15 protein-coding genes are annotated in these 12,849 nt (G+C 67.4%); 10 read left to right on the forward strand and 5 right to left on the reverse strand.

The annotated features are described in order from the left end of the window. Window positions 1-121 precede the first annotated feature (121 nt). Genes ACEF39_RS21000 through ACEF39_RS21025 form a run of 6 tightly spaced genes read left to right on the forward strand, consistent with a single transcriptional unit; the run spans window position 122 to window position 4,208 of the window. Window positions 122-910: an ABC transporter ATP-binding protein gene (locus tag ACEF39_RS21000; protein ID WP_165378503.1), complete on the forward strand. Its 789-nt coding sequence runs from the start codon at window positions 122-124 to the stop codon at window positions 908-910. Beyond that, window positions 910-1,659, forward strand: coding sequence for an MlaE family lipid ABC transporter permease subunit (locus ACEF39_RS21005; protein WP_006404088.1), 750 nt, complete (start codon window positions 910-912; stop codon window positions 1,657-1,659). The genes ACEF39_RS21000 and ACEF39_RS21005 overlap by 1 nt, the downstream gene beginning before the upstream one ends. Window positions 1,660-1,717: 58 nt before the next feature. Further along, a complete protein-coding gene (mlaD, locus tag ACEF39_RS21010) occupies window positions 1,718-2,242 on the forward strand; it encodes an outer membrane lipid asymmetry maintenance protein MlaD (protein ID WP_500286475.1) in 525 nt (174 codons plus the stop codon). Continuing rightward, window positions 2,239-2,901: an MlaC/ttg2D family ABC transporter substrate-binding protein gene (locus ACEF39_RS21015; RefSeq protein ID WP_500286476.1), complete on the forward strand. Its 663-nt coding sequence runs from the start codon at window positions 2,239-2,241 to the stop codon at window positions 2,899-2,901. Before mlaD ends, ACEF39_RS21015 begins: the two co-directional genes overlap by 4 nt. Then, the gene (locus tag ACEF39_RS21020; RefSeq protein WP_500286477.1) at window positions 2,891-3,202 is read left to right on the forward strand and encodes an STAS domain-containing protein; all 312 of its coding nucleotides are present in this window, start codon (window positions 2,891-2,893) and stop codon (window positions 3,200-3,202) included. The genes ACEF39_RS21015 and ACEF39_RS21020 overlap by 11 nt, the downstream gene beginning before the upstream one ends. A gap of 1 nt (window position 3,203) precedes the next feature. Continuing rightward, window positions 3,204-4,208 carry an MlaA family lipoprotein gene (locus ACEF39_RS21025; protein WP_500286478.1) on the forward strand — a complete coding sequence of 335 codons (1,005 nt, stop codon included), beginning with the start codon at window positions 3,204-3,206 and terminating at the stop codon, window positions 4,206-4,208. An 86-nt stretch (window positions 4,209-4,294) separates the two neighbouring features. Here ACEF39_RS21025 and ACEF39_RS21030 read toward each other — a convergent pair whose 3' ends face one another. The 3 genes from ACEF39_RS21030 to ACEF39_RS21040 all read right to left on the reverse strand — a co-directional run bounded on the left by ACEF39_RS21030 (window position 4,295) and on the right by ACEF39_RS21040 (window position 6,998). Beyond that, window positions 4,295-4,840: a glutathione peroxidase gene (locus ACEF39_RS21030; RefSeq protein ID WP_500286479.1), complete on the reverse strand. Its 546-nt coding sequence runs from the start codon at window positions 4,838-4,840 to the stop codon at window positions 4,295-4,297. A gap of 137 nt (window positions 4,841-4,977) precedes the next feature. After that, complete coding sequence (locus ACEF39_RS21035) at window positions 4,978-5,379, reverse strand: hypothetical protein (protein ID WP_500286480.1); 402 nt, start codon at window positions 5,377-5,379, stop codon at window positions 4,978-4,980. Window positions 5,380-5,450: 71 nt separating this feature from the next. Next, window positions 5,451-6,998 carry a DNA recombination protein RmuC gene (locus ACEF39_RS21040; RefSeq protein WP_500286481.1) on the reverse strand — a complete coding sequence of 516 codons (1,548 nt, stop codon included), beginning with the start codon at window positions 6,996-6,998 and terminating at the stop codon, window positions 5,451-5,453. A 45-nt stretch (window positions 6,999-7,043) separates the two neighbouring features. Here ACEF39_RS21040 and ACEF39_RS21045 point away from each other — a divergent pair, with 45 nt between their 5' ends. Continuing rightward, window positions 7,044-7,649, forward strand: coding sequence for a glutathione S-transferase family protein (locus tag ACEF39_RS21045; protein ID WP_500286482.1), 606 nt, complete (start codon window positions 7,044-7,046; stop codon window positions 7,647-7,649). Window positions 7,650-7,899: 250 nt separating this feature from the next. Here ACEF39_RS21045 and ACEF39_RS21050 read toward each other — a convergent pair whose 3' ends face one another. Beyond that, complete coding sequence (locus tag ACEF39_RS21050) at window positions 7,900-8,907, reverse strand: zinc-binding alcohol dehydrogenase family protein (RefSeq protein WP_500286483.1); 1,008 nt, start codon at window positions 8,905-8,907, stop codon at window positions 7,900-7,902. Window positions 8,908-8,996: 89 nt separating this feature from the next. On the opposite strand from ACEF39_RS21050, the gene ACEF39_RS21055 reads away from it, so the two are divergent. Beyond that, window positions 8,997-9,971: a LysR family transcriptional regulator gene (locus tag ACEF39_RS21055; RefSeq protein WP_500286484.1), complete on the forward strand. Its 975-nt coding sequence runs from the start codon at window positions 8,997-8,999 to the stop codon at window positions 9,969-9,971. A gap of 12 nt (window positions 9,972-9,983) precedes the next feature. After that, window positions 9,984-10,613, forward strand: coding sequence for a leucine efflux protein LeuE (gene leuE, locus ACEF39_RS21060; RefSeq protein ID WP_089241943.1), 630 nt, complete (start codon window positions 9,984-9,986; stop codon window positions 10,611-10,613). Here the strand turns inward: leuE and ACEF39_RS21065 are convergent. After that, complete coding sequence (locus ACEF39_RS21065) at window positions 10,551-11,519, reverse strand: LysR family transcriptional regulator (protein ID WP_500286485.1); 969 nt, start codon at window positions 11,517-11,519, stop codon at window positions 10,551-10,553. The two genes, leuE and ACEF39_RS21065, sit on opposite strands and share 63 nt — an antisense overlap. Before the next feature lie 110 nt (window positions 11,520-11,629). On the opposite strand from ACEF39_RS21065, the gene ACEF39_RS21070 reads away from it, so the two are divergent. Beyond that, window positions 11,630-12,700, forward strand: coding sequence for an aldo/keto reductase (locus ACEF39_RS21070; protein WP_500286486.1), 1,071 nt, complete (start codon window positions 11,630-11,632; stop codon window positions 12,698-12,700). The last annotated feature ends 149 nt before the right edge of the window (window positions 12,701-12,849 follow it).

Genomic DNA, 12,849 nt, shown 5'->3' on the forward strand with positions numbered 1-12,849 from the left:
TTTCAGGAATTGTCCCGGTCTGGCGGCGGTCCGACCGTGCAACAATACTGGACCGTCCAGTCTGCTTATGTTCAGCAGTCTGACCCGATGCTTCAATGTCGAAAAAACGTTAAGGGTGCCCATGTCGGCTTCCACTTCCAGTCTGGTGCAGTTGTCCAACGTCCGCATCGACCGGAGCGGGCGCACGATCCTGCGCGACGTTTCGCTGCAGGTGCCCAAAGGCAGCATCACTGCCGTGCTGGGTCCCTCCGGCAGCGGCAAGTCGACCCTGCTGGCGGCGCTGACCGGCGAACTGCGCCCGGTTGCAGGCGACATCACCCTGTTCGGCAAGCCGATCCCGCAGCGCACCGCCGAACTGCTGGAGATGCGCAAGAGCGTTGGCGTACTGCTGCAGGGCAATGGCCTGCTGACCGACTTGACCGTAGCCGAAAACGTCGCCCTGCCGTTGCGCACCCACACCCGCCTGCCGGCACCGGTGCTGCGCCGGCTGGTGCAGATGAAGCTGCATTCGGTCGGCCTGCTGGCCGCCGCCGATGCCTGGCCACGTGAACTGTCCGGTGGCATGGCCCGCCGCGTGGCACTGGCCCGTGCATTGGCCCTGGACCCGCCGCTGATGATCTACGACGAGCCGCTGACCGGGCTGGACCCGATCGCCTCGGGTGTGATCATGAGCCTGATCCAGCGCCTCAACCACAGCCTGGGACTGACCAGCATCATCGTCAGCCACCACGTGCACGAGACCCTGCCGATCTGCGACCAGGTGATCGCGATCGCCAACGGCGGCATCGTGTTCCAGGGCACGCCCGAAGCGCTGCAGTCCAGTGAGGACCCGCTGCTGCGGCAGTTCCTGCACGGCCAGCCCGACGGTCCCATTCCGTTCGATGCCGCACCGCGCGCGAGGGTTGCCTGATGCCGTTCGTGCAAGCCACCCGTTCGCTGGGCCGTGCCGGTCTGTTCTCGCTGACCGTGCTGCGCGGTTCGCTGCCGACCCGTGATTTCCTGGCCGAGCTGACCCGCGAGATCTACAAGATCGGTGCGCGCTCGCTGCCGATCATCGCCGTGGGCGGCGCCTTCGTCGGCCTGGTGCTGACCCTGCAGGGCTACCGCACGCTGACCACCTTCGGTGCGGCCGACGCGCTGTCCACCCTGCTCGGCCTGTCGCTGTACCGCGAGCTGGCACCGGTGCTGACCGCGCTGTTGTTCATCGGCCGCGCCGGCAGCTCGATCGCCGCCGAACTGGGCCTGATGCGCGCCACCGACCAGATCAAGGCGTTGGAACTGATGGCCATCGACCCGGTGGCCAAGGCCGTGGCGCCGCGCTTCTGGGCGGCGGTACTGACCGTGCCGCTGCTGACCGGCATCTTCTGTTCGCTGGCGATCAGCGCCAGCTATTTCGAAGCCGTGCACGTGCTGGGCCTGGACAACGGCGTGTTCTGGTCGGCACTGCGTGGCAGCGTGGACTTCTGGGACGACTTCGGCGTGGCGATGCTGAAATCGGCAATCTTCGGTGGCACCGCCGCACTGGTTGCCGCCTATGTCGGGTTCCACGCCGAACCGACCATCGAAGGCACGTCCGTCGCCACCACCCGTGCGGTGGTCAACGCCTCGCTGCTGGTGCTGATGTTCAACTTCGTGCTGTCGGCAATGTTGTTCACCTAACCCCTCCATCGGCGGCGCGCATCGGCGTGCGGCCACCACGACTGATCAGGTAATCCACATGGCCATCCGCGGTCCCAGACTCGAATTCTCCGTCGGCGCTTTCCTGCTGCTGGCCCTGGCCTCGCTGATGGTGCTGGCCGTGGCCTCGACCAACCAGCGCTGGAGCTGGGGTGGCGAAGGCTATGAACTCAAGGCACGCTTCTCCCAGGTTGGCCAGCTGCGCAAGCAGGCGCCGGTGAAGATCGGTGGTGTCACCGTCGGCCAGGTCGCGGCGATCGACCTGGACCCGGTGAAGTTCGAATCGATCGTGACCCTGCGCATGGACAGCAAGGTCAAGGATCTGCCGGCCGATACCTCGGCGGGCATCTTCACCAGTGGTTTGCTCGGCGAGAGCTATATCGGTCTGCAGCCCGGCGGCGATCCGGACGTGCTCAAGCCCGGCGAAGAGATCGTCTTCACCCAGCCGGCCGTGGACCTGCTGCAGCTGGTCGGCAAATACATGTTCAGTGGCGGCGCCGGTGGCGGCGCTGCTCCGAAGCCCAACGATGGCGCGCAGGCGCCTGCAACGGAACCGCAACCATGAAGATGAAACTGATCCCGGCCCTGCTCGCCTCGTCGCTGCTGCTGGCCACCCCGTTCCTGGCCCAGGCGCAGGCCGCCCCCGCCGCTGCCGCCGCCCCCCAGGGCCAGGCCGGCAAGGTGGTGATCGACGCCAGCACGCGCATCCTCACGACCCTGCAGCAGCGCCGAGCCGAGTTCAGCGGCAACCCGGCCAGCCTGCGCAGCTATATCGACAGTGAGCTCAACCGCACCTTCGACCGCGACTATGCAGCACGCCTGGTATTGGGCACGCACGCCCGTGGTGCCGCCGATGCGGACATCAAGCTGTTCGCCAATGCGATGGCCGACAACCTGATGCAGCGCTATGGCTCGACCCTGCTCAACATCCAGGGCAAGCCGAGCTTCCGCCTGAAGGGCGAAAGCCCGCTGCCGGGCAACCGCGGCGTGCGCGTGAGCACCGAGCTGGTGCGTGCCGGCAGCGAGCCGACGCCGGTCGAGTACTGGATGCGCAACGAAGGCGGCCAGTGGAAGATCTTCGACGTGAACATCGAAGGCATCTCCTATGTGCAGACCTTCCGCAACCAGTTCGATGCCCCGCTGCGACAGAAGGGCATCAAGCAGGTGGCCACCGAACTGCGCAGCGGCAGCATGCAGGCTGGGCCGGCCGGCAATGGCAAATAAGGCGCTGGCGCTGCTGGAAGGCGACACCCTGCGCCTGCGCGGGGTGCTTGACCGTGCAGCGGTGATCGCGCTGTGGCCGCAACTGCAGGCCCTGCCTGCGCAGCTGTCGCGGCTGGAACTGGCGGAGGTCGAGCGCGTGGACAGCGCCGGCCTGGCGTTGTTGGCCGAGTTGGCCGCACGCGCGCGCCAGGGCGGCCATCCGCTGACAATCTCCGGCGCCCCCGCCGGCTACAACGAGCTGAGCGCGGCCTACCGGCTGTCGCCCGTCCTGGACTTCAACGCTACTTCTGCTGCGAGCTGACATGAACGTCGTGCGCGTTTTCCCTCTGATCCTCCTGGCCGCCGCGCTCAGCGCCTGTGCCGGCAAACCGGCACGCAGCGACGCACCGGTGGCCGACACCGTGGTGCCGGCCACGAGCACCTCCTCCGTCGATAACGCTGTTGGTGCGGATGCGCCTGCTGCGAGCGCCGTTGCCGACGCCCCCGTACCTGCTGCGGCCTCTCCGGCACCGGCTACCGCTTCGCAGGGTGCAACCGGCAATGATGCCGCCGCCGCCACCGCTCCGGGCGGCGATGACGACTTCGACGCGTTGTACGGTGCCAATGGCAGCACCACCAACACCACCGCGTACGACCCGTGGGAACCGTTCAACCGCAAGGTGCACGGGTTCAACAACGCCGTCGACCGCGGTATCGCCCGCCCGTTGGCGACCGCCTATACCCACGTGGTGCCGCGCTTTGCGCGTACCGGCGTGAGCAACTTCTTCAGCAACCTGCGTGCGCCGCTGACCATCACCAACCAGCTGTTGCAAGGCCGCCCGGGCGATGCCTGGGACACCCTGGGCCGGTTCCTGATGAACAGCACGCTGGGCATTGGTGGCCTGTTCGACCCGGCCAGCAAGGCGATGGTGCCGCGTCGCAACGAGGACTTCGGGCAGACCCTGGGTGCCTGGGGCTGGCGTCGTTCGCGTTACGTGGAGCTGCCGTTCTTCGGCCCGCGCACCGTGCGTGATGTGTTCGGCCTGGCCGGTGACATCCCGCTGTCGCCGATCCGCCGTATCGAAAGCGACAAGTACCGCATCGGCCTGCAGGGCCTGCAGCTGGTCGATACCCGTGCGCAGCTGCTGGCGATCGACGACCTGCGCGATACCGCGGTGGACGAATACGCCTTGGTCCGCGATGCGTGGATGCAGCGCCGCAACTACCAGATCGAGAACGACCTGCGCGGCAAGCGCGAGCGTGGCCGCGACGATGCGAACTCACCGATCCCGGTCGATGCGATGCCGATGCCGCAGTGGACCAACTGACCACTGCCGGCAACGCATGAAAAAACCCCGCCTCGGCGGGGTTTTTTGTTTTACCGGTAGGTGCCAACCTTGGTTGGCACGTCGTTTCAGGCCGCCAGCGCCGCCTCGACGGCTTCGCGCAGGCGCACATCATCGGCGGCAACGTCCGGGGCGAAGCGGGCGATGACCTTGCCATCGCGGCCGACCAGGAACTTCTCGAAGTTCCATAGCACCGCCGGGGCCGGGTGGATCGGAATCTCCTTGCTGGCCAGGCGCTCGCGCAGCGGGCCTTCGCCGATCGCCTGCGGCTGCGCGGCGGTCAGCTGCTGGTACAGCGGGTGGGTGTCTTCACCGGCCACGCTGATCTTGGCGAACATCGGGAAGCTCACGTCGTAGGTCAGCTGGCAGAACTGCTGGATCTCCGCCTCGCTGCCGGGCTCCTGGCCGAGGAAGTTGTTGGCCGGGAAGCCCAGCACCTCCAGGCCCTGCGCGTGCTTCTCCGCGTACAGCGCCTGCAGGCCTTCGTACTGCGGGGTCAGGCCGCACTTGGACGCCACGTTGACCAGCAGCAGTACCTTGCCCTGGTAGTCGGCGAGAGAGGACGGCTGGCCATCGATGGTGGTGAGGGAAATGTCCTGGATCGGGGTGCTCACGCGGGGGCTCCGGCTACAGCGGGGAAAGGCCCACCAGCATACCGCCGCACGTGTCCGGTAGTGCCGGCCGCGGTCCGGCAACCGCACGACCGTTCCCGAAGGTTCATGAGGCTGCCGGCCAGCGGCCGGCACTACCCTCAATCCACGCAGATCGTGCCCTGCGCCTTGCCATCGTCGACGCGTTGGCGGCAACCGAAGTTCTGGCTGATATCACGCTGGCAGGTGCCGGTCGCGACCACGCCGGCAGCCAACTCGCCCGTGGCCAGGCACTGCCCGCTGCAGTCGCTCTTGCTGCTGCAGGTCCTGCCGGCGTCGGCATAGGGAATCACGCATTGCACGCGTTGCAGGCGGCCCAACGGCTGCAGGGTACCGCCCGCCGCGCGGCAGTCCACATCGCGTGCTTCTTCATAGGCTGCCGCGGCTTCAGGGCTGTCGGCCGCCGCGGCTACCGTGCCTGCGTCTTCACTGGCCGGTGGGGTGCTGCTGCAGGCGGCAAGCAGCACGCCCAGGGCAAGGCTGGCAAAGCGATGGAAACGCATGGCGGTACCTGATCGAGGTGGACGGCGGCCAGCATACGCACAGCGCCATGCACGCGGCGTGTCAGCCCTGCTCAGGCCTCTTCGCCCTCATTGCCTTCTTCGCTCCCCTCCTCGGGCAGCAGGCTGTCGGGAAGCAACTGCCGACTCTGTTCGGCCGGCAGCGACTCGACATCCCGCAGCTTCCGGGCAATGGCACGCGTGCGTACCCCTGTCTGGTCAATCTGCTTGCTGGCCTGATCGAGCTTGGTCTTCACGCTGTCGAGCACGCTACCGAATTTGCCGAACTCGGTTTTGACGGCACCCAGCAACGTCCACACTTCACTGGACCGCTGTTCGATGGCCAATGTGCGGAAGCCCATCTGCAGACTGTTGAGCAGCGCGGTGACGGTGGTCGGCCCGGCCACCACCACGCGATGCTCGCGCTGCAGCAGGTCGACCAGACCCGGGCGCCGGATCACCTCGGCATACAGTCCTTCGGTGGGCACGAACATCACCGCGAAATCGGTGGTGTGCGGCGGCACGATGTACTTCTCGCAGATCGACTTGGCCTGCACACGTATCGCGCGTTCCAGCTGGATGCCCTGCAGGCGAACGCCCTCGGCATCGCCCTGTTCCTGTGCATCAAGCAGGCGCTCATAGTCTTCGCGCGGGAACTTGGAATCGATCGGCAGCCAGACCGGCGTGTCATCGTCGCGACGGCCCGGCAGGCGCACGGCGATATCGACCATCTCGTTGCCGTCAGGACGCACCTTCACCCCACGCGCGTACTGTTCCTGGGTGAGGGTCTGCTCGAGGATGTTCTCCAGCTGCACTTCGCCCCAGCTGCCGCGGTTCTTGACGTTGGTCAGTACCCGCTTCAGATCGCCCACGCCGGTCGCCAGCTGCTGCATTTCACCCAGCCCGCGCTGCACCTGTTCCAGCCGTTCGGACACCAGCTTGAACGAATTGCCCAGCCGCGTTTCCAGCGTGGACTGCAGCTTCTCGTCGACGGTATGGCGCATCTGCTCGAGCTTCTGCGCGTTGTCGGCCTGCAGCGCGCGCAGCTGTTCTTCCAGGGTGGCGCGCATTTCCGAGATGCGCTGTTCGTTGCGCTGGGTCAGCTCCTGCAGGCGCAGGCCCAGGCTCTCGGTCAGGCGCTGCTGCGACTGCGCGCCTTCTTCGCGGCCCTTGCGGGCATCCTCCACCAGGGCCTGCCGCAGCGCACCGAACTGGGTGTCGGTACGCGCGGTCAGTTCCTGCAGCTGCTGGCCGAAGGCATGGATGCGCGCCTCCTGCTGCTGGCCGAACACATCCAGCTGCACGCGCAGTTCCTGCAGGCGTTCGCCCAGCGAGACGGCACTGCGCTGCTGGCTGTCGGCCGCCTCGGCGCGGGCCTTGCGCGCATCTTCGCCCAGCGCTTCGCGCAGCAGATCCAGACGCTGATCGGTGCGGGTGGACAGATCGGTCAGCGCGCGCGCGAACCCATCGAGCTGCTCGCGCAACTCGCTGCGGCCGATGCGCGCTTCATCACGCACGGCCTGTTCCAGCCGATCATGGGGCGGGCGGCGCAGCAGCGCCACCAGTTGCAGGACAAGCACGACCAGCAGCAGGCCGGCGACGAGGAGGAATTCGGTTTGCATGGGACAAGTGTAGGCTGGCCCAGTCTCAAGTGCTGAAACGAGCCCATGTTTGTACTGTACGGAAAACCCACCTCGATCAACGTACGCAAGGTGCTGTGGCTGTGCGCCGAACTCGATCTCCCGCTGAAGCATGAACCGTCACCGCTGCCGGACCTGCTGACCACGCTGAATCCGAACCGGCAGGTACCGGTGCTGCGCGACGGCGACTTCGTGCTGTGGGAGTCCAACAGCATCTGCCGCTACCTGGCCGCACGCCAGGGCCGCGATGACCTGCTGCCGGCCACGGCGCAGGACCGCGCCAGGGTCGAGCAATGGATGGACTGGCAGGCCACCGACCTCAACAGCGCCTGGCGCCACGTGTTCATGGCCCGCGTACGCCAGCACCCCGACTTTGCGGATGACGCACGCGCCGAGGCAAGCCTGGCGCACTGGAACCAGCTGATGGACACGCTGGACGCGCAACTGGCGGCCAGCAACGCCTACGTGGCGGGCACCACCTTCACCCTCGCCGACATCGTCCTGGGCCTGTCGGCGCAGCGCTGGCGCAGCACCCCCGGCAACAAACCGGCGCTGCCCCACGTGGAAGCCTGGTTCGAGCGCCTGCGCCCACGGCCGGGCTTTACCGAGCATGTGGACAACGGCGTGGCGTAGGGGGTCCGGCAGGGCTGCGCCCTGCACCCGCAGAGGCAACGTCAACATCGAAAGGCAGCATTCGGTGGGATGGCGGAGTGGCATGGATTTGCGGGACACGTCGTAAACCCATCCATGGCGCCTGCGGTCCCGCAAACCCATGCCACCCCGCCTTTCACGGACTTCCGCGATCTGCAGTAGATCCACGCCATGCGTGGATGAAGGTCAGAAGGATCGCTTCGGGTTTCTTGTCTCCGGTTGGCCCGAACCCTTACCAGCCTTCCAGCACGATCTTGCCCTTGGCCCGATGGCTCTCCAGCAGCGCATGCGCGCGTCGCAGGTTGGCCGCGTCGATGCGCCCGAAGTGCTCGCCCAGCGTGGTCTGCAGCACACCGGCATCGACCAGATCGGCCACCCGGTTCAGCAGTTCGTGCTGGCGCTGCATGTCCGTGGTCCTGTACAGCGGCCGGGTGAACATGGATTCCCAGTGCAGCGACAGGGCCTTGCGCTTCAGCGCCATCACATCGATCTGGCCCGGATCATCGATCAGCCCCAGCTGCCCCTGCGGCGCCAGCAGCTCGACGAGCTGCGCATAGTGCTGGTCGGTGTGGGTCAGGCTGGCCACATGGTCCAGCTGGGTGATGCCCAGCCGGGCCAGGCCCTCGGCCAGCGGCCGGGTGTGGTCGATCACATGGTGCGCGCCCATCGCCTGCACCCAGTCCTGGGTCTCCGGGCGCGAGGCGGTGCCGATCACGGTGAGTCTGGTCAGCCGACGCGCCAACTGCACCAGGATCGAACCCACGCCACCCGCTGCCCCGATCACCAGCAGGGTCTGGCCATCGCCGCCGCCTTCGGCGATGCGCAGGCGGTCGAACAGCAGTTCCCACGCGGTGATGGCGGTCAGCGGCAGCGCCGCAGCGGCGGCATCGTCCAGGCTGGCCGGCTTGCGGCCAACGCTGCGCTCGTCCACCAGCTGGTATTCGGCATTACTGCCCGGGCGATCGATCACACCGGCGTAGTACACCGCATCGCCGGGCTGGAACAGGGTCACCTCGCTACCAATTGCATCGACCACACCGACCGCATCCCACCCCAGCACGCGCGGGCCATCGGTGGCAGCGCCGCGTCGCACCTTGGTGTCGACCGGATTCACCGCCACCGCGCGCACCGCCACCCGCAGGTCGCGCGGGCCCGGCTGGGGCAGGGGCAGGTCGAGATCGATCAGGGCCTGCGGGTCGTCGATCGGCAGGCCGGCTTGGGTGTAGGCAATGGCACGCATGGGGGATATCCAGGGAGGAGAGGTCACAGCGTGCGCCGTGCGCAGGGGGGCGGAAAGGCGCAGAATCGATCAACACTTTCACTGCAGCAATGAAAATGGTCCGCTTCGACGATCTGCAGCTGTTTGTCCGTACCGCCGCGCTGGGCAGCTTCTCCCAGGCCGCGCGCGAGGCCGACCTGCTGCCGGGCCAGGTTGCCGCAGCGGTGGCGCGACTGGAACGCGAACTGGACCTGCGCCTGTTCGTACGCACCACCCGCAGCCTGCGGCTGACCGCCGAAGGCGCGCTGTACCTCCCCTACGCGCAGGAGGTTCTGAGCACCCTGCGCGAAGGCCAGGCGCGGGTGCAGGGTGAGGACGCCGAACTGCACGGCACCCTGCAGCTGTCTGCGCCCTCGGACTTCGGCCGCAACCTGCTGCTGCCGTGGCTGACCGCGTTCCGCGCCGCGCATCCACGGCTGCGACTGCACCTGCGCCTGTCCGACGAAGTGGCCGACGTGTTCCGCGACCCGGTCGACGTGGCCATCCGCATCGGCCATTTCGACGACGCCAGCTACGTCGCCCTGCCCTTGCTGGAACAGAACCGGCGGGTGCTGGCTGCGTCGCCCGAGTACCTGCGGCGGCGTGGCACGCCCAGCCGCCTGGAAGATCTGCGCGAGCATGATTGCCTTGTCTACCAGCTCGGCGGCCGCGCCTACGATCGCTGGTCGTTCGAGCTGGAGGGGCGCCGCGTGGTGATCCCGGTGCGCGGGCCACTGGTCTGCGACGACGCCGACGTGGTGCGGCGCTGGGCGGTCGCCGGTGAAGGCATCACCTACAAGTCCTGGCTGGACGTCCGCGACGACGTGCTGGAAGGGCGCCTGCAGGTGCTGCTGAATGGCATCGGCAGCCACATTCCCCTGCAGCTGGTTTGCCCGCACCGCAAGCAGTTCTCACCGGCGGTGCGGCAACTGCACGCACAGCTGCGCCAGCATCTGCAACCGCTGCTGTCCGCGATGCCCGGCAATGGCGACACGCCCCTGTCGCCTGCGCCAGCACTGGCCGACAATGGCGCTCCCCCGTTGTAAGAGAGTCGCGCCATGCCGTGGATGGGCATCCAGGACCTGTGGACCTTCCTGCTCGCTGTGCTGGTGTTCCTCGCCCTGCCCGGGCCGGGCACCTTCACCCTGCTGACCGCTACCGGTCGCGGCGGTGTACGTGGCGGCTACACGGCGCTGGCCGGCCTGCTGGTCGGCGACCAGATCCTGATGTGGCTGGCACTGGCCGGCGTGGCCGCGCTGCTGAAGGCCAATCCGACGGTGTTCCATGCCGTGCAGTATCTCGGCGCGGCGTACCTGGTATGGGTAGGCATCAGCCTGCTGCGCACACCCAAGGGTGACGGCGCCGAGGTTGGCCCGGTGCGCATGCAGCCGGGCCGCTACTTCCACCAGGCGATCCTGGTCAGCCTGCTCAATCCGAAGGCGATCCTGTTCTACATGGCGTTCCTGCCGTTGTTCATCGACCCGAAGGCACACCAGGGCATGGCCACCTTCGCGGCGCTGGCCGGGATCATCTTCGTGGTCAGCATCGCCTACTGCTCGCTGCTGATCTGGGTCGGCAACCTGGCCCGCCGTCGGTTGATCCAGCACCCGCGGGTCAGCGATGCGCTACGGCGTGTGGCCGGCCTGTTCCTGGTCGGCTTCGGCATCCGCCTGGGCCTGAACGGCTGAGATCGCGTCGGCGCGGTATGCCGCGCGCAGGTGGTCGATGAACACCCGCAGCTTGGGCGCCATATGCTCGCGCGCCGGGTAGTACAGATGAAAGCCGGGGAACGGCGGCTGCCAGTCCTCCAGCACGCTGCAAAGGCGGCCGGCGGCCAGGTCGTCGGCGACCAGCGAAGCGAACCCCTGCGCCATGCCAAGCCCCGCCAGCACCGCCGCATAGGTCAGTTCGGCATCGTTGAACACCAGCCGCCCCTCGACGGCTACGTCCAGGTCACGCCCCTCACGGCTGAATTCCCAGGGCATGAGCCGGCCATTGGCGCGGCGGTGGACGATACAGTCGTGGCCCTGCAGGTCCTGCGGGCTCTGCGGCACACCGTGGCGCGCGAAGTATCCCGGCGTGGCCACCACCACCTGGCGCTCGGGCGGCCCGATCGGCACCGCGATCATGCCCTGCGCCAACGACTCACCCAGGCGGATGCCGGCGTCGAAGCCCTCGGCGACCAGATCGGTCAACGCCGGCTCCACGCACAATTCCACCTCCACCTGCGGATACCTGGCCAGGAAGGACGGCAGCGCCGGCAGAACCCGGCGCTCGGCAACGATGCGTGGCAGGGTGATGCGCAGCCGACCGGCCGGCACGGTCCGCGCGCTGTCCAGGTCTTCGAAAGCCGATTCGATCTGAGCCAGCCCGCCACGTACGCGCTGCAGGAAGCGTGCACCGTGCTCGGTCAGCCCCACCCGGCGCGTGGTCCGTTGCAACAGGCGCACGCCCATCCGCGCTTCCAGCGCGCGCACGCTCTGTGACAGTGCCGACGTCGAGACACCAAGCGCATCTGCGGCGCGGGTAAAGCTGGCGTGGTCGGCCACGTGGACAAACGCGACCACCGCCGACAGCGGTGCGGAGGGATCCATTGTGAAGCCTTCCTTCATTTTCAGTTCGGCTGTGTCCAGTTTATCCACAAGATCATCGGGTGGATGCTTTGCCTCCCGGCGGCACACCGCCTCCTCCGATGGAATGCCACATGTCACTTGATCACTACCGCCTGCTCGGTCGCTCCGGCCTGCGTGTCAGCCCGATGGCGCTGGGCACGATGACCTTCGGTGCCGACTGGGGGTGGGGCGCGGACGAAGCCGAGGCCCGCCGCATCTTCGATGCCTACGTCGAACGCGGTGGCAACTTCGTCGATACCGCAAACAACTACACCAATGGCAGCGCAGAGACCCTGCTCGGGCGGTTCGCCCAGGGCCGCCGCGAACGGCTGGTGATCGCCAGCAAGTACACCCTGGCGACCGTGCCGGGCGATCCGAACAACGCCGGCAACCATCGCAAGAGCATGATGCGCTCGGTGGAGGACAGCCTGCGCCGGCTCGGCACCGACTACCTGGATCTGCTGTACCTGCACGCCTGGGACGACACCACCGGCGTGGATGAGGTGATGCGGGGATTCGACGACCTGGTGCGCAGCGGCAAGGTGCTGTATGCCGGCATCTCGGATACCCCGGCCTGGCAGATCGCCCGCATGCAGACACTGGCCGACCTGCGCGGCTGGTCCCCCCTGGTAGCCCTGCAGATCGAATACAGCCTGATCCAGCGCAGCGTCGAACAGGAACTGCTGCCGATGGCCGATGCACTCGGGTTGGGCGTGGTGGCGTGGTCGCCGCTGGGCAGCGGGGTGCTGACCGGCAAGTACAGCACAGCGGACCTGACGGCGGCCGAGTCCCCCGATGCCACGCCGGGCGGCTCCAGGCGCAGCGTGGCGCTCATCAATGGTGCATTGACACCACGTTCGCTGACAATCGCCGAGGAAGTCGCCGCCATCGCGGCGGACCTCTCGCACTCCGCTGCGCAGGTCGCCCTTGCCTGGCTGCTGCAACGGCCAGGTGCCGGGGCCATGCCGATCGTCGGTGCACGCACCCTGGACCAGTTCGAACACAACCTGGCGGCGCTGGATCTGGCGCTGCCGGCAGACGCCCTGGCGCGCCTGGATGCGATCAGCGCGGTCGCACCTGCCTTCCCGCACGACTTCCTGCAGATGCCGCTGCCACGCATGCTGATGAGCGGTGGTACGCAACTGCAACCGCGCACGCGCTGAGCAGGCAACACGGGGCGCGCTATGCGGGCGCCCCCCCTGCTGGAAAAGAGGCGCCATGGCCGCAACGCCAACCCTTGCCGTTGTTGCGGTGCTGGCCGCCGCACGGTATTCGAAGAAGATGTCGACACTTTCCAGGACGACGACTGTCA

Source organism: Stenotrophomonas indicatrix (assembly GCA_041545745.1).
In the GTDB taxonomy this organism is placed as follows: Bacteria; Pseudomonadota; Gammaproteobacteria; order Xanthomonadales; family Xanthomonadaceae; genus Stenotrophomonas; species Stenotrophomonas indicatrix_A.